We start from the raw sequence: 16,989 nt of genomic DNA, 5'->3' as shown, positions 1-16,989 counted from the left end.
CAAACGCCCAGGCTTATTCAGTGACCACGGACGGTAGCAGGAGCGCATTCACTGCCGCCCCCAGATTTTCCGCCAGGTTTTCATCTTTTTTTACCCACCGGTCATACAGGAGATCGCTGGCCGTCACTTCGTTTGCACTGAGTAATATAAAGGGCTTAGACCAGGCCTGAGCGCGTAACAGCGCCAACAAATCCAGACCACTGATCTCAGGCATATGCAGATCGCTAATCACCAGGTCGATGTTTTTATCCGAATCCAGGCACGCCAGGGCAGAAATAGCGCCTTCCACAATCACCACGTCGTAGCCATCCATCTGTAAAAAAATAGAGGCCAGCTCAGCCGCAAAAAGATCATCATCCACTAATAAAATTCGCATCTTCTCTCTCGATTTTGCGCCATCAGCACAAAAGCATTTTTAATGTTTTTATTAAACTGTCCTGCTCGAAATCGCCTTTGGCGATGTAGGCGTCCGCCCCTACCTGAATGCCCCGTCGTCGGTCTTCTTCCTTCGCGCGGGAGGTCACGATGATGATTGGCGTGTGCTGGTAATTTTTCTCTGCGCGCAACGATTTGGTGAAGGTAAAACCATCCATAAACGGCATTTCGACATCCGTCAGTACGGCATCGAATTGGGTCAGTTTCGCTTTTTGCAGCCCTGACAGCCCATCTTCAGCCAACGTGACCTGATAGCCATGCGCCTCCAGCACATTTTTTTCTATCTCGCGGGTATTGAGGGAATCATCAACTACCAGCACGTGCCAGGCATCTTGCGCCACGCTCGACGCGGGCGCCGGAGCGCTGGTTTGCCTTGACTGTTGCGCCATCGCCATCAGCGCAGGCACTTGCAGAATGCTGACCAGTTGGTTATCCGGCGTCTGTACCATCCCGGAGACCAGCGACTGCTGCTGCATATGCTTTGGTAACGGTTTGATCATCATCTTGCGTTCATCGAGCAGCTTATCTACCCGCAGCGCCATTTTGCTGTACTGGTTCTGCACGACGATTAAACGTTGTCCCGCCAATGAGAGATTACCCTGGCGATCGTGAATGCCCAGCAGAGCGCCTGCGCAAACCACGGGAATAAACTCGTTATGCAAAATAATGGCCGGTCGCCCGGCGATTTCGCTAATCCCCTGCGCAGTACACTCCACCACCTCAACCACATACTGCGCCGCCAGTCCGAACAGGTGTCCCTGCTCTTCAAATTGCATAATTCGCATCATCGTGAGCGAGACGGGCAGGCGCAGGCTAAAGCTGGTTCCGACGCCCTTACGACTGTAAACCTGCAAATCACCTTGCAGGTCGGTCACCACCGTTTTGCGCACCACATCAAGACCCACACCGCGCCCCGACAGCTCAGAGACTATCTTGCTGGTGGAAAAACCGGGATGAAAAATCAGCTCATTACACTCCTGCTCGGAGAGTTGTCCGGCCATCGATGCGGGAACCAGGCCTTTACTGACCGCCTTCGCGCTGATGGCCTCATAGTTGAGACCGCGACCGTCATCTTCAATGCGCAGTAATATTCCGCTGCCGTCCTGTTGAGTGGTGATGGTAATGGTGCCACGGGTCGATTTACCCAGCGCCAGGCGTTCGTCGATCTCGCCAATGCCGTGATCGACCGCGTTACGCAGCAAATGCGTCAGCGATTCCGATAGCCGGTCAATGAGCTGGCGGTCGATTTCCACTTCACCGCCGACGAAGCGGCACACCACCTGTTTGTTCAGCGTGGAAGCCAGTTCACTGACCTGTAAGGAGATCGGCTCAAACAGCGTCGATAGCGGAAGCATGCGGATCCGCGCCGCCACGTCGTACAGTTCAAACATCTGCAAATGCTGGAGCTGAACGCTTTCTTTTAGTTGAGCGCTGAAATCATGGATCTGCTGGCGAAGCTGCTCGGCGCTCAGGCCCGGCAATCGGGGGACCAACTGACTCAGGTTTTGGATCTGCTGTTCAAGGCGATCATGTCCGGCGAGCACTTCCCCGAGGATGTCGATCAGGCCGTCCAGCTTGTTCAGCTTAACTCGTACGAAATCGGCCTGCTTGATACCGGAGTCCAGGGAGGGGGCTGCGGCAGAAGCCGAAACACCAGGTTTGTCCGTAGCCGTTGGCGACTCCAGCTGCGGAGTAACGGTTTCTCCCCGGCTGGCGGATGCCAGGCGTTCGCACAGCCCGGCATCCGCCGGTGGCAACTGATTATCGCCCTCGCTGACAAAAAGCTGGGTCAACTGTCCCGAAAGATATTCCACGGACTCATGAATCAGATTACCCAGCGCCCTGTCCGGCATCAGTTTGTTATCGCGTAGCTCACTTAATACATCTTCAAGATGATGAGTGACATCAGCGATACTTTGCAGTTTCAGCATCCGCGCGCCCCCTTTCAGGGTATGCGCGGCGCGAAACATCTCACCTATCCAGGCTTCAGTATGTTCATCAGCGGAGAGGAGGAACGCCCCTTCGCTGATCGTCTGCAAATGACCTCTCCCTTCATCAATAAAGCGCAGAACGAATTTTTTCAGATCGATAGCCATAATCGCTCTTATTAGCCACTTCGGTGGGCAAATTGCGCCAGTTGATGTTCACAAAGAAAACGAAACGTATTGCCAGGAAACACCATCGGCAAACGCAGACGACAAACCGCAGATGGGTTGTTCATTTCGTCGTTCAGCAGTTGCATCACCACGCGATACGTACGCTGCGCAGGCTGACTTAACTCGCTTTGACGGTACATTTCGGCCAGATAATAGTGCGCCGGCCAGTAACCAGGCTCCTGATAAACCACCTGTTTAAACCAGGCGATAGCCTGCTGCGTCTGACGCTGCCACATCATCGCCAGGCCGAGCAGCATTTTGGCCTCTGCCGACCACTCATCCTGAGCGAGGATCTTCTGCGCATTTCCGGCTGTCTGAGAAAATTCACGCTGCTCAAGGGCAATGACGCCCTGAATCAGCAACGCATCCGGGTTACGGGGATCGTCGCGTAGTACGTGGGCGATGCACGTTTCAGCCTCTGAAAAACATTTTTCATCGAGACAGGCACGAGCCTTTTTTAGCCAGTCATCATTTTGCTGAGCCATGGGCATGGAAGGTTCATACTCCACTACCGCTCTCGGCTGCGGAGCGCGTACCGCTACCCTGGGTACCGGTACGATTGTTGGCGGTTCACGATGGTGGCAAAAATAAAAAATGCCCTCTTCCTGCTCCAGCTTCAGAATGTCGAAATTGTTGGCCAACGTTTCCGCGTTGCCAAAAAATAAGGCCCCCTGAGACTGGAGCATTTTCGACAAATTACCGTGCAGTTCACGACGCGTTGGCGTGTCGAAATAGATAGACACGTTACGCAGCAAAATGATGTCCACTTCCGGCAACAGCTGCTCTTTTATAATGTTGGTGCGGTGAAACGAGACTTTCTCACGGATCGCATCATGCAGTCGGTAGAGGTTTCCTGAGCGGGTAAAATAGCGCTGCTGAATGCCTGGGTCGACGCCGCGAAACGAGTAGCTTGAATAGCTGGCGTTTCTGGCTTTTGCCAGGATTACCGGGTCAATATCACAACCGTAAATTTCAATCCGCTGAGCCATTTCGCCCTGGTATTTCTCATGCAGTTTAATCGCCAGCGAATAGGCTTCTTCTCCGGAAGAGCATCCGGCGCTGAGAATACGCACCGGGCCGCTGCGCTGTTGCAGCAGACGCGGGACCCACTTATCACAGATCAAATCCAGCGTCTCGTTTTCGCGGAAGAAATAGGTTTCGTTAATGGTTATCAGCGTAATGAAGCGATCAAACTCGTCCTGTGAAATGCGCAGTTGTTCATAATATTCATAGTAATTACTGATGTTTCGTTCGCTCATACGCCGTTTCAGCGCCGATTTCAGCAACGCTTCCATTGCGTTATCAAAGTGTAAACCCACCCGGTCTTTGATCAGGCGGGCGTAATCAGGAAGATTGGGGATCATGGCAATTTACTCTCAAAATGCCCGTGAAAGGCCATCGATAGCAGCACCTTCGCGAGACCGTCCAGAGGGATCGTGCGGTGTATCAGTTGCCTGTCGATCGCGTTCTTATTCATACCGAACACCACCGAGCTTTCTTCATCCTGCGCCAGCGTTCTTCCTCCCCGGCGGAAAATAAGCTCAATGCCGCGACAACCATCGCTACCCATACCCGTCATAATCAGCCCGACGGCCTTTTCGCGAAACACCTCAGCCACCGACTCCAGCAACAGATTGCAACTGGGATGATAGACATCGCTTTCCTGTCTGGGGATTGCCGCCAGCCGTTGATTGCTTTTGACGATCAGATGCTGCTCCGGCGGTAAAATATAGACGTACCCTGCTTCGACCCGATCGTCTTCCTGCGCCAGCCGCACCTTCAGTTCGGTCACGCTGTCCAGCCAGTGCACCATATTTTTTGCGAAGCCATCGGCAATATGTTGGGCAATGAGCACCGGGCATGGAAACGTACCGGGGAGATCCTGTAATAGCTTGCTCAGTGCCTGAGGCCCCCCCGTCGAACAGGCAATCGCCAGCACAAAAGGCCAGTCCTGCGGTGTCTTTACTGTGTCCATCGTCGGGCGCGCGGCGGGCATGACCGGTTCGGTTGGGTGGCGTAATCCCTTGATATGACGAATCACTTTCACACCGACCAACAATTCCACTTTGCGATGCAGCGCATCGGTCGAGAGCGGGAAATCGCTGCTATGGTGCAGCACCGCCAGCGCCCCACGGGAAATATAATCATCATCCCATTGTTTCTCTGGGCAAAACCGCATCACAAGGATGGGAATAGCGCTGGTCGCCATGATCGTTTCGACAACCTCGACGTTATCGGGGCTTGAGGTATCCAGCGTCAGAATCAGCAGATCGGGCATCAGCTGTTGTAATAATCTCATCGCTTGTCTGCGATGGGCGGCTTGCCCCACCACTTTAATGTGCGGATGATCTTCCAGTTGCCTGACCAGTTCATTACGCGATGCGCTGTCCAGGTCAAGGATCAGCACCCGTATATTGCCGCTGTTCATGCATCCGTTTCCGTCAAGGTGAATGACGTCGACGCTTCTTTCAGTGCTTTCGACAGTTGCGTCATATCCTGACTGACAACCAAAATGTCTTTGATCGATTGCGAGGTATAGTTACTGGCCACCACGATCTCACGCAGCGCCATGACCACCTGATTGCTCGCCGTTTTCTGCTGCTGGGTCGATAGTGAAATTTGTAGCGCCGCCGTGGAAGTTTGCTCGGCGGTAACGACGATGTCGTTCAGATGTTCAGCGCTGACTTTACAAGCTCTGGCTCCCGCTTTAATGCTCTCGCCACCTTTCTCCGCGTTCAGCACCAGACGATTGATCGCATTTTGGATCTCGCTGATCTTGTTCTCGATCTCAACCGTCGATTCCGTCACGGAGTCGGCCAGACGACGAATTTCAGCCGCTACCACCGAGAAACGCTTACCGGCTTCTCCTGCGCTGGCGGCCTCCAGCGCGGCGTTAAAGGCGATAAGTTTCGTTTGATCGGCAACGCTATTGATGATCACCATCACGCGACTGATTTCCGTCGACTTATTGCCGAGCATCATAATTTCACGCATGTTTTGCTGATTATCGGTATCAATATCCGTCATCCGCATCAGCAATTGTGACATTGACTCTGAACCTTTATTGCAATCCTCGAGCGTCTGGTTGGCAATATCCACTACCGCCCGCGAGTGCTCAGCAATCTGTGTCGATGAAGCCGATAACTCTTCCATCGTGGAGGTAATCTCGGCCACCGAGGATGACGTTTCCACGCTGGTTGACGCCTGACCATCTACCGCTTCGGTAATATGCAGTGAAGCCTGGTGTACCGAATCCGCGTGAGAAACCATATCGCCGACCAGCGAGTGCAGACGCTGACGCATCATCTCTACCGCGCTCAGCAGTTCACCTATTTCATCGTGATGATCGATCTCAACATCAACCGTTAAATCTCCTTTTGCGATGGTCTGCGCAATCCCGAGTACGCGGTTTAAACGGCGTGAAATCAGAAAACGACTGGCAACGGCAATCAACACTAAAATGACCGGTAACAGAAAAGCCGTGAACAGCAACAGGCCATTGCGTACCAGGTTACTGCTTCTGGATACATCATCAACGTAGCTGGTGGTGGCAATAATCCAGTCGATCCCGTCGATATATTCATAGACGGCAACCTTGGTCCTCGGCGGCGTACCGTAGCGACTTACCCAGTTGTAGTAAGTAATGCCATTTTTATGTTCGAGGATATCGGCAAACAGCTTATAGCCATTGGCATCGGTGATATTAATCGCCTGTTGATTGCTCAACGATGGATGGACCAACATACGACCCGGTTCGAATCCGGCATCCAGCACGTAGGCGTAACCCTCTTTACCAATATGCACATTCAACAAACGCTGAATGATCGGTTGCAGACTTTGTTTAACATCGAATCCCACCGCAACCGCGCCAACGACCTGACCATATTTATCGGCTATCGGCTCATAGTGGCTAATAAACTGCTTTCCAAACAGCGTGACCACACCCGAAAACGGTTTGTTTTTCAGCAGTAGCGGCAATGCTGGGTTATCGTGCCCCAATGCCGTTGCGGTAGCCGTATTGCCAGAGCTTGCCAATAACGTGCTGCTAACGCGCACAAACTGCTCGCCTTGCAGAATAAATGTGCTGGCAAATACGCTGGTTAATTCGGTGAAATGCGCGTTCGTATTAGGATTGCTCAATACCGCTTTTAATTCAGTTGCGTCCATATAACGCAGCGGCTTATCGGCAACGTTTTGGTAATTATTAATATAAACGTTGCTGTAATGCTCCGCATCGCGGGTGACGCGCTGGAATTCATTAGAAATACTATTGTGGAAAATACGTGTGTTGGTTTTAATCATCTCCAGGGCATTAGCCCGCAATTCCCGGGAAAGGTAAGAAGATAATATAAAAGAGGCACCAATCAGCAGCGTTGCAATACAAAAAACCAGAATCATACCGAGCTTCATGGCCACACCGGGATGGATATTGTGCAGCCATGAGAGCAGTCGGGCGCGCGGTCCCATACCGGCAGCGCCCGCCGTTCGATTCTTCACTTTACTAATGTCACTCATGATTTTTATTCTCTACCTGAGAAGAAATTACTTTTTTTGGCCATAAGGCGTTAGCGCCCTGCTATTCCAACGTGAGCAATGGTGTAGGTTTGCCAATGTGATATCCCTGTAACCACCCAACATTCATTTTTTCCAGACATGCCTGAATATTGGCGTTTTCGACAAATTCAGCGACCACCTGCATATTTTTCATTTCAGCGACACGGCAGAATGACTCGACGATGTAGTAGCTGATCTCGCTTTCGGTGATCCGGCGAATAAAAGATCCATCTATTTTCAGGATGTCTGCTTCGATATTCATCAAGCGCGCATGACTGGCAAATCCGGTACCAAAATCATCAATCGCCACGCGGCATCCCAGCTGACGTATTAAGCTCAGGGTTTCCACGGTTTGTTCTTTATCTGATAACGTATCCGCTTCGGTTATCTCAAAAATAATCCGCTGCGGCTCCACAGCGTAATCGTGCAGAAGCTGAGTAATTCTGGTGACAATATTTGAACGACACACCGTTACTGGTGCCAGGTTAATGGCAAAACAGCGCTGCGGATGGGTGCGCATGAACTTTAGGGTGTTTTCGATAACCCACAGATCGATATCCGGCGCCAGTCCCGCATCATGGGCAACCGGCAGAAAGCTGTTTGGTGGAATAAATTCCCCCCGTTCGTTGAGCATACGGATCAATATTTCATGATATGGCGCTTCGCCACGGGTACTGACTATCGGCTGGGCCATCAGAACGAAGGCATTATTATCCAGCGCATTTTGCAATGCGGTGCGGATTTCTGTTTTATCAACGATGTGGTTGCCAAGGACCCGACTATGCTGCGCTTCGAGATTTTCCGGCCTGCCGTTGGTCAGAGATAAACCAGCTACCATGCCGAGCTTACCCACCAGCTGGTAGATGTCATCGCTATGCTCGTTAATCAGGCAATAGCCCAAACCACTGCGAAAACCCAGCCGGCGGTTGTTGTAGAAGAGGCGAAAACTATTAGCTGCCTGGTACAGGTCGCATAACCGCTCCCAGGACCCATTCTCCAGGCGGATAAGCAGATCATAACCCGCGTGATAATAGACCTTCTCGCTTTTGATCAGATGACTTCTGAGATGCTCAGCAAGGATCTTTTGGTAGCGGGCGCGAAAATGAAAACCATAGCGGCGCGAAAAGAGCTCCAGCTCGGGGATCTGTATCAGGCATACCGTCGCGCCCTCAGTGGTAAACAACTCCGTCTTCAGAGCACGCAGGTTCGCCATACCCGTCATCGGGTCAGTCAGACCCAACAGCAGGACCTGGTTAAACCGCTGGCGGGTAAATTTTGCCAGCGCTCCCATGATCACAATGGTGAGTGAAAAGACAAAAATAAGGGTGGAAACCAGCGCCTGATGCAGCATGAAATTGATGTCGCTGGCGATATAGCTGTCGTTATGTTTGCCTAAAATAATCAGTACGACTGTCCACACCAGCATGGTGAACGAGTGACCAATCTTAATCGCCCCCCACAGCATCAATGGAAATAACAGGATCAGGCTATAGAAAGAAAAAAAGATGTTCGGACTGTGTGGTGACGTCAAACAGAACATCAGTGAAATCAGCAAAATACACCAGATACTGACGCCAAAGGCGGTGATATTCCCTTTACACTGAAAGACAATCGCTCTGATAAAGGTCAACAGATAAGTCGGTCGACGAATGATGCGATAAATTTTGTAGAAAAAGGGGATGCCCGTCAGGCAACCGTTGATGATCCCCTGAATACGTACCAGCATCTCCAGGCTCATAACTGGAATATTGTCCACATCCGGGCGATGGCCATGGGTGACGAACACGGCAAAAATCCTGCTGAATAACAGATAGAGCAGGATGTTGAAGCCGCATAGCCAAATCAGGCGACTCAGGCTGATTTTTATACGGCCAAAACTGGCGCAGCTGCGTCTGCCCGTAACGTTGCGGTATGCGGCGTAGCTCAAGGTTGAGGCCATAACCAGGCACAGCGCATCCACCCGCTCGCTTTGTGGTCCCGCTACGAACATCAACGCGAGAAACAGAATAAATCCCGGGAATACCCGAAAACCAAACAGAACTAATGCGGCGGAAAATACGGCGAGTTTGAGATCGTAAACTGTTAAAATATTATTATTGAGAAGACAATAGCCGTTAAGATATTGTGCCAGTGGATATAACAGGCCAGGCAAAGCAAGTGGCAGGCACCATTTTTGAATGCTTTTTGCTGTGTTAGTATTTATTATCGCGTCCAAATCAATTTATCCGCTATGCACTATACCAATAGGACTTTAATCCAGACTCGAATGTCACAAACAAATCCTTTTGGGTCAGTCGCTGAACCATAGCAAAATTGTCAACATTGACCGCGCACTGAGAAAATAAAGTTAGGCTCTATATTGAAGCGAGCATCTTATTCATATCAGATCAGGAAATAAATACTCATTAATAGACAAAAATGGACATCCCGGCGGGATGAAACTACAATACACACACTTAGTAGCATAGCTAATTCATTGATGATAAATATAAAAACCACACATTACTGACAACTTCACCACACCTCCAACCAGTACAAACAAAAAACACTCCTTGTCGTTTTAATGTCAACATTAATATCCTGGAAGAGGCATAATGAAAAATGTATTTTTATGAACATTTTTACCTGTTGACGAAAAGCACAGCGTTATCTATATTCGCATACCGTTATTGTTGCCATTACTCACGCTGGTTCAATGTTAGTTATTTGTTACGTCATTGCGTTTCACATCTTTCATCTACTTATTTGCAACAATAATATCCCATTAAGAAATAACAGAAATAAATTTAGCATCGCCTAATCAATTCAGGAATTAACATAATCCGTGGCAAAGTCTCTGTTTTCCCTTAAAGCAATAAAAGGGTGGCAACATTCCATCACTGGCAAAATAACGCAATTTTTGCTGGTGGGTATCGTTATTGCTTTTAGCGCAGGCGCCTTTACCAACTGGAGCCTGATAGACAACTTTTCTTATCAGCAGTGGGTGCAGCGCGCTGAGGCGAATGCACAGATTATGACCTATATCATTCGCAGCGTGTACACTACCGTTTCGGTTGAAACCAGCGATGCCGGGCAGATCTCCCGCATCGTCTCCGACAGACAACTTGGCGACACCGACTCCATTCTGCAAACCGGTTATAACCCGGTAGACGTCCTGGCGTTGGCATCCGTGCAGACGCACAGCCCCACCTGGCTGTTTCTCTATACGCCGGAAAAAGGGTATGTTGGGATTAATAACAAGTCTGAAAATGGCGAAGGAATTATCTCCTTCTCTGGTCGTCTGCCGCGCGATGTGCTGGTCAATTACTATGTTGGTTTCGCCCAGATTAATGGCGAAGAGTGTTTTATCAGCGCCGTGCCAATTTTGACGCCTTCCGGTGAGATCCTCGGGAGCCTGATAAGTAGCATCGGTAAAAAAAGCGATTTATACGCCACCTACGATGCGATGCTGAAAAAGAGCTGCATCATTTTCATCCTGATTATGCTGGTGACGTTGGCATTAGTTACGATGTTTATGCGTCGTTTATTCCGTCCGGTTCCACTGCTGATCAACTCCCTCACCCGCATTGCCCATGAGGAGACCGACTGCATTACCCCCTATCTTGATCAGGACGATGAGATTGGGCATCTTGCAGGAGCGATTGAAAAATTGCGCGTCGCGATGAAAGAGCGCGGTTATCTACAACGCATGCATGAAATGTCGCAAAAGATGGAGCATATGGCCCATCATGATTCGCTGACCGGCCTACCCAACCGCGTTTCGTTTGGCCAGGCGTTAGATAAGCGCGTCAGTGAAATTCATCTGGATGAAAAACCGTTCAACCTGCTGTTGATTGACCTCGACAATTTCAAACCAGTCAACGATACCTTCGGCCATAAAGCCGGAGATGAGTTGTTAATCAGCGTTGCCCAGCGTCTGCAGTTATTGCTGGGACCCAACGACATCGCGGCACGTCTGGGCGGTGATGAGTTCGCCATCCTGCAACATGTCAGCGACAATGCCATCAGAGAGGCGAATCGTCTGGCAAAACGCATTATTCGTGCGCTGAGTACACCATTCACCTGGAGCACGCATACTTTTTCCATCAGCTGTAGCATCGGTATCACCACCGCGCCATATCAGGGCAACAATACCTCGACACTGATGATCAATGCCGATCTTGCTATGTATGCCTCTAAGCATCATGGCCGCGGCTGCTTCCATTTCTTTGAAGACGGCATGGTGATGAAGCAGACCCACAGCCTGTTTATTAATCAGGAAATCATTGATGGTATTGATAACAAGGAGTTCGAACTTCACTACCAGCCAATCATAAACCTGGCAGATGAAAGCGTGTATGGCTATGAATCGCTGATCCGCTGGAATCACCCCACCAAGGGACTAATTTATCCAGATTATTTTATCAACATAGCCGAAAGTTCCGGCCTGATTGTGCGTTTAGGTGAATGGATTATTCGTCAGTCCTGTGAAGCGGCGGCTAAATGGCCGGAGCGCACCAGAATTGCCATCAATATATCGGCCTACCAGTTGCACAGTCCGGGGCTGGTTGATGTGATCAAAGACGCCTTACGCATCAGCCAACTCGCGGCAGAACGCCTTGAAATAGAAATTACCGAATCCGAGAAACTGGATAGATCAATCGCCTTACCTGTACTGCAAGAGATCCGCGCTATGGGTATCGAAATTGCCATGGACGATCTGGGTACCGGGTATGCGGCGCTGGATTACCTGCTGATCTATCCTTTCACCCGCATCAAGATCGCCCGCACGTTGGTCGATAAACTGCAGCAGGATAATGCCAGCCAGTATTTGATTGTGATGCTGATTCAGTTTGCCCATAAGTACAATATGTCGGTCACCGCGGAAGGGGTAGAGACCGCGCAACAGCGCGACATCCTGCGCGACATAGAGTGTCAGAATGTTCAGGGCTATTTCTTTAGCTACCCGCTTCGCGAACGTGAGGTGCTTTCCGCGTTTGCCGAAGAGGCTATTGAAGAAGGTCTGAGCAATGCCTGACATCTTTCGCCTGACAAAACGCCTGCTCATGATGGTTGTACTGCTGGCAGTGGCCACGCCATGCATGGCAGATAAGCAACTGCATACGCTTGAACAGATCGCCAGCAAGAAAACCATTACCCTTGGCTATCAGGATGATGCGTTTCCCTTCTCCTGGCAAAATGGAAATACCCCTGCGGGCTACTCCATTGATATCTGCAACAGTATCGTCAGCGCGCTCAAGACAAAGCTTCAGCTAAAAAACCTAAAAATAGAGTGGGTAAAAGCCAATTCAGCATCGCAGTTTGTGCTGATTAAAAACCACATGGCAGACATCATGTGTATACCTGCCTTTTATTCACAAAGCCGGCACAGCATGAGCGAGTTCTCCCTGCCGTTTTACTTTTCGAGCACCCGCTTTGTGATGCGAAAATCCGAAAGCAACGACAACCTGGCTGAACTTTCCGGACATAGCGTACTGGTAAAAAGCGGTACGATTTACGTTGAGCAACTGCAAAAAGTGAATGCTGCGAATGATCTGGATATTAATATTCAACTCGACACCAATAATATTACGGCCTTCAACGAACTGAAGAACGGTGAGTATTCAGCACTGATCTCCAGCACGGTATTACTTAAAGGGATGATTGCACAAACGCCAAACCCTGAAGATTATGCGCTTTCCGATATTGCACTCAGCCCCCCCCTTCCGGCAGGACTGTTGCTCCCGTTACATGATAAAGAATTTAAAGAGTTTGTTGATGATGCACTCTCCTCTCTGATGACCAGCAACGAATTTACTGCGCTGTACAATAAATGGTTTCAGTCACCGATTCCGCCAAAAGCCATTAATTTAAACATTCCCATGTCAGATAACCTGAAAGCACTAACGGCTGCTAAAAAGAAGATCAGTTTTGATTATGAAAAATATAATTAATCGTGAGATGGCAAGGGTGAAACGTACGGTGCAATGGCTGCTCCTACTGGCAGGTATCGTCATCTCCCCTGCGCTGATGGCGCAGCAAAACGCCGCGACGCTCGACCATATTCAGAACAGCAGCGTGCTAAACGTGGGCTATCGCCAGTTGCCGCCATTTTCATTTACCGACCACAATGGCAAGGTCACGGGTTATACCATTGCGGTATGTAACTTAATTGCCGATAAGTTGCGCCAGTATCTTAAGCTCAACAGCTTAACTATTCATTATATTCCCGTGAGCTTTGGGGAACGCTTTACCGCATTAAACACGCGCAAAATTGATATGGACTGTAGCGTAAATACCAATGCGCCGGAGCGGATGTCCAGCGTCTCATTTTCTCTCAACTATTACATCGCAAAAATGCGCATCATTGCGTTACGTAAAAATAATATCCACTCGATTGACGACCTTAAAGGCCGCACGGTGAGCCTGCCAGGAAGCTCAAAAGATTTGCTGGAGTTTAATAAAACCAACAGAGAGCAGCATCTTAATATTTCGACAATTACTACCACCACGATAAACGGTGCGTTTGACAAGATGGCGCATAATGAAGCCGCCGCCTTATTCCTTGATGATGTGCTGGCCTGGCCGTTAATTAAGGATAGCGAGCAACCGGAACTGTTCAGCGTGTCGGCACAGAGCATCGGCAATGATATGCACTATGCCATTATGATGAGGAAAAACGATCCGCAGTTCGTGACGTTTGTAAACAGCACGCTGAAAGATTTCTTCGCCTCACCGATCAACGCGCAGTTACGCAAAAAGTGGCTGTCTCCCTGGTCCTGCGAAAAGATGAAAATCCTGTCGCCAGCCAGCTGTCAGCATAATAATTGAACACTATCAGCCGCTCGTTACACCACCGCTTGCTGCGCCTGTGGAAAATCCCTGGGGTGCTGCTGTTACTATTGACGGTCCATTCGCTGCGCGCCGCCTGGGATTTTGCCAGCATCCAGCAGAAATCCGACGCGCTTTACGGTCCCGCGAGTCCGCAAGCGCAACGGCGGATCAACGCCTGGCAGCAGGTGTTGCTCCAGTTGCGTAATGCAGACGAACAAACACAATTACACGCCGTAAACCAATTTTTTAACGATAAGCTCCGTTATACCGAAGATATTGACGCCTGGCATGACGTGGATTACTGGGCAACCCCCATTGAATCACTGCGCAAAGGCGAAGCGGATTGCGAAGACTACGCGATCGCTAAATATTTCACTCTCCGCCAGTTGGGCATCTCCGAAGACAAACTACGCATCACTTATGTTAAGGCCCTGCGTTATAACCGGGCGCATATGGTACTGGCCTGGTACCTCACGCCTGAAGCAATTCCTCTGATACTCGACAGCCTGACCAATACCATTTCACCAGCTACGCAGCGTATGGATTTATTACCCGTGTACTCCTTTAACAACACTGGCCTTTGGCTTCCGGGCAATCAGAACAATAAGCGCGTTGGGGACAGCAAGAGACTTTCTCGCTGGCAGCAAGTTTTCATCAAAATGCGGGAAGAGGGCTTCCCGATGGATAAATAGGAATCACCTGTGTCTCTTTTTAAACAGTTACTCCTGACAATCTCTCTCTTTATGATGGTTGTGTTTAGCGGCAATTTTATCGTGACGTTAGAAAGCTCTCGCGATCAGTCCAATAACCAACTCCTTTCACATGCCCAGGATGCAGCAACTGCGCTGGGCGTTTCGCTGACGCCCAACGTCAACGATCCGGCGATGATCGAGCTAATGGTGAGCTCCATTTTCGACAGCGGTTACTACAAAAAAATCCGTATTGTCGATCTGCAAAACGGTAAAACGATGCTTGAGCGCCGCGCGGCGGCGTCAATTCCCGATGTTCCCGGCTGGTTTGTTAATCTGGTGGATGTAACTCCGCAAACCGGCGAGGCGACCATTATGCGCGGCTGGCAGCAGGCCGCTCGCGTAGAAGTGACCAGCGATCCGATCTTTGCCGTACAGCGTCTGTGGGACAATACCTTAGGCAATCTGTTGTGGATGCTGTCCTGTAGTCTCGCCTGTTTAATCGCTGGCATTCTGCTGCTGCGCAAACTGCTGCGCCCGCTCAATTATCTGGCAAAACAATCAGAAGCCATTGCCCGCCGCGAGTTTCTGACGCTACAGGAACTGCCAAAAACGCCGGAATTACGCCGTGTCGTTAACGCCATGAATTTGATGGCAGCGAAGCTCAAGTCGTTATTTGAAGAGCAAGCTGTCTATAGCGAACGTCTGCACAATGAAGCTTATCTCGACAGCCAGACCGGAATTGCCAACCGCCGCGCGTTCGATATGCAGTTTCAGGCGCGGCTAAGTGATGCCGATACGGCGCCAGGGTATCTGATGCTGGTTCGCGTTCAGGATTTAGGCGGTCTGAATCAGCGTTTTGGCGGACCGCATACCGATAAGCTGTTGCTCAACATCGCTAACCTGCTGGACGCGCATAAAGAAAAATATGCCTCTCTCGACAGCACCCTCGCCCGCATTCGCGGCGGCGAGTTCGCCCTGCTCTGTCCGGGGGTTACGCACGGTGAAATGCTGGACATGGGCAATTCGCTGTGTCAGAAACTGACGGCCTTTTATGCCACCGGTATGTCAGACCAACAGCCGGTCGCCTATACCAGCATGGTGCCATTCAGCGCCGGAGATAACGCGCAGTCATTGCTGATCCAGGCCGATCGCCTGCTGGTGGAAGCAGAAACACATACCGACCATCAGGTGGTACCCACCACCGAGGTGCCAGCGGCTACCGAAGATCAGCATTTGTGGTTTGTTCGCCTCGAGCATGCGCTGGAAAATCAGCAATTCCAGTTGGTTTATCAACCCGTTGTGGATTGCTGCTCGCCCGACAAAATCCTGCATTACAAAGTGCTGTCGCGCATTATTGACGAACAGGGCAATACCATTACCGCCGGTCGTTTCCTGCCGTGGATCCACCGCTTTGGCTGGAGCCATCGCCTCGATAAAGTGATGCTGAAACTGACGCTGAACCAACTAAAAACTGCACCGGGGAAATTAGCGCTGAGTATTTCAGGCAGTTCTGTCGCCAGCGCAAACGCCATTGCTGACCTGCTCAATCCGCTGCGCTATGCACCGCGTATAGCCACCCAGCTGATTCTGGAATTGGATGAAAATCAGCTTCCTGGGCCACATCAGATGGCAGCATTTGTCAAAGCTGTAAGCCAGCATCGCTGCGCGCTCGGTCTGCAACACTTCGGCAGTCGCTTCAACATGATCGGTCATCTGTCGCAGTGGGGGCTTGCTTATCTGAAAATCGACAGCAGCTATATCCGTAATATTGATGAAGAAAACGATAAACGTTTGTTTATTGAAGTGTTGTGCAGCGCCACGCGCAGTATTGATTTGCCGCTGATTGCCGAACGTGTTGAAACACAAGGCGAGCTTAAGGTACTGCAGGAGTTAGGGATTGATGGCGCAATGGGTCAATTATTAGGTGAACCCACGCCGTTGTGATAACAGCAGGCAGCCTGTATATCGCCGGACAGCGCTTCGCTTATCCGGCCTACAAACCGGCTGCCTGCATCAGCTAAAAAATACGGTCATCACTACCAAGCAGTTGTTCCAGTCCACCGAGTTCCTGACGCGCGTTCGCGCGATTCATTAATTTAACCTGCGCCATCGGCGGAAGATCGGTAATGGCAATCACGCCTTTACGGATCAGCAGGTAAATCAGATCGTCGAGCACGCGGACCATCTCCAGGTCGCTTTTTTGCAGCATCTCTAACGTCTGTTGGGTGTCATTTTCAGCATTTTTACCAGCGCCTGCTGCCTGCGCGTGTGGTCCAGAATTCATATCAGTGTCTTTCATTTCGTATACCCTGATGCCGCTGCCCTGTTCGCACAGGGCA

The 16,989-nt window shown here is 50.3% G+C and carries 12 protein-coding genes; 5 read left to right on the top strand and 7 right to left on the bottom strand.

Annotated features, from left to right (window positions below):
- Positions 1-13 precede the first annotated feature (13 nt).
- The 6 genes from FDW96_RS05825 to FDW96_RS05800 all read right to left on the bottom strand — a co-directional run bounded on the left by FDW96_RS05825 (position 14) and on the right by FDW96_RS05800 (position 9,297).
- The gene (locus FDW96_RS05825; protein ID WP_042310631.1) at positions 14-376 is read right to left on the bottom strand and encodes a response regulator; all 363 of its coding nucleotides are present in this window, start codon (positions 374-376) and stop codon (positions 14-16) included.
- A 22-nt stretch (positions 377-398) separates the two neighbouring features.
- The gene (locus FDW96_RS05820; RefSeq protein ID WP_137365342.1) at positions 399-2,531 is read right to left on the bottom strand and encodes a response regulator; all 2,133 of its coding nucleotides are present in this window, start codon (positions 2,529-2,531) and stop codon (positions 399-401) included.
- An 11-nt stretch (positions 2,532-2,542) separates the two neighbouring features.
- Complete coding sequence (locus tag FDW96_RS05815) at positions 2,543-3,955, bottom strand: protein-glutamate O-methyltransferase CheR (RefSeq protein WP_137365341.1); 1,413 nt, start codon at positions 3,953-3,955, stop codon at positions 2,543-2,545.
- Positions 3,952-5,019 carry a chemotaxis protein CheB gene (locus tag FDW96_RS05810; RefSeq protein ID WP_079226074.1) on the bottom strand — a complete coding sequence of 356 codons (1,068 nt, stop codon included), beginning with the start codon at positions 5,017-5,019 and terminating at the stop codon, positions 3,952-3,954. The genes FDW96_RS05815 and FDW96_RS05810 overlap by 4 nt, the downstream gene beginning before the upstream one ends.
- Entirely contained in the window at positions 5,016-7,106 is a 2,091-nt protein-coding gene (locus tag FDW96_RS05805; RefSeq protein ID WP_137365340.1) for a Cache 3/Cache 2 fusion domain-containing protein, read from the bottom strand. Before FDW96_RS05805 ends, FDW96_RS05810 begins: the two co-directional genes overlap by 4 nt.
- Positions 7,107-7,167: 61 nt before the next feature.
- Positions 7,168-9,297, bottom strand: coding sequence for an EAL domain-containing protein (locus FDW96_RS05800; protein WP_252362853.1), 2,130 nt, complete (start codon positions 9,295-9,297; stop codon positions 7,168-7,170).
- Between the two features lie 672 nt (positions 9,298-9,969).
- On the opposite strand from FDW96_RS05800, the gene FDW96_RS05795 reads away from it, so the two are divergent.
- Genes FDW96_RS05795 through FDW96_RS05775 form a run of 5 tightly spaced genes read left to right on the top strand, consistent with a single transcriptional unit; the run spans position 9,970 to position 16,594 of the window.
- Positions 9,970-12,162, top strand: coding sequence for a bifunctional diguanylate cyclase/phosphodiesterase (locus FDW96_RS05795; RefSeq protein ID WP_042310643.1), 2,193 nt, complete (start codon positions 9,970-9,972; stop codon positions 12,160-12,162).
- On the top strand, positions 12,155-13,078 hold the full coding sequence (locus tag FDW96_RS05790) for an amino acid ABC transporter substrate-binding protein (protein ID WP_137365338.1): 924 nt from the start codon (positions 12,155-12,157) through the stop codon (positions 13,076-13,078). The genes FDW96_RS05795 and FDW96_RS05790 overlap by 8 nt, the downstream gene beginning before the upstream one ends.
- Positions 13,062-13,955 carry a transporter substrate-binding domain-containing protein gene (locus tag FDW96_RS05785; protein ID WP_137365337.1) on the top strand — a complete coding sequence of 298 codons (894 nt, stop codon included), beginning with the start codon at positions 13,062-13,064 and terminating at the stop codon, positions 13,953-13,955. Before FDW96_RS05790 ends, FDW96_RS05785 begins: the two co-directional genes overlap by 17 nt.
- Before the next feature lie 5 nt (positions 13,956-13,960).
- Positions 13,961-14,650 (top strand): cysteine protease LapG, encoded by a 690-nt coding sequence (lapG, locus tag FDW96_RS05780; RefSeq protein ID WP_061382549.1) that lies wholly within the window; start codon positions 13,961-13,963, stop codon positions 14,648-14,650.
- A gap of 9 nt (positions 14,651-14,659) precedes the next feature.
- The gene (locus FDW96_RS05775; protein WP_137365336.1) at positions 14,660-16,594 is read left to right on the top strand and encodes an EAL domain-containing protein; all 1,935 of its coding nucleotides are present in this window, start codon (positions 14,660-14,662) and stop codon (positions 16,592-16,594) included.
- A gap of 73 nt (positions 16,595-16,667) precedes the next feature.
- Here the strand turns inward: FDW96_RS05775 and FDW96_RS05770 are convergent, their stop codons facing one another.
- Positions 16,668-16,934: a hypothetical protein gene (locus FDW96_RS05770; RefSeq protein ID WP_042311152.1), complete on the bottom strand. Its 267-nt coding sequence runs from the start codon at positions 16,932-16,934 to the stop codon at positions 16,668-16,670.
- Positions 16,935-16,989 lie beyond the last annotated feature (55 nt).

It is taken from the genome of Citrobacter sp. TBCS-15 (genome assembly GCF_005280815.1).
In the GTDB taxonomy this organism is placed as follows: domain Bacteria; phylum Pseudomonadota; class Gammaproteobacteria; order Enterobacterales; family Enterobacteriaceae; genus Citrobacter; species Citrobacter werkmanii.
Note: the sequence above shows the minus strand (reverse complement) of the source record. Positions and strands in the feature narration are given on the sequence as shown.

Bases quoted from the DNA above. Each gene is read 5' to 3' on its own strand.
- FDW96_RS05825 (WP_042310631.1), bottom strand. From the start codon at position 376: ATGCGAATTTTATTAGTGGATGATGATCTTTTTGCGGCTGAGCTGGCC.
- FDW96_RS05820 (WP_137365342.1), bottom strand. From the start codon at position 2,531: ATGGCTATCGATCTGAAAAAATTCGTTCTGCGCTTTATTGATGAAGGG.
- FDW96_RS05815 (WP_137365341.1), bottom strand. From the start codon at position 3,955: ATGATCCCCAATCTTCCTGATTACGCCCGCCTGATCAAAGACCGGGTG.
- FDW96_RS05810 (WP_079226074.1), bottom strand. From the start codon at position 5,019: ATGAACAGCGGCAATATACGGGTGCTGATCCTTGACCTGGACAGCGCA.
- FDW96_RS05805 (WP_137365340.1), bottom strand. From the start codon at position 7,106: ATGAGTGACATTAGTAAAGTGAAGAATCGAACGGCGGGCGCTGCCGGT.
- FDW96_RS05790 (WP_137365338.1), top strand. From the start codon at position 12,155: ATGCCTGACATCTTTCGCCTGACAAAACGCCTGCTCATGATGGTTGTA.
- FDW96_RS05785 (WP_137365337.1), top strand. From the start codon at position 13,062: ATGAAAAATATAATTAATCGTGAGATGGCAAGGGTGAAACGTACGGTG.
- FDW96_RS05770 (WP_042311152.1), bottom strand. From the start codon at position 16,934: ATGAATTCTGGACCACACGCGCAGGCAGCAGGCGCTGGTAAAAATGCT.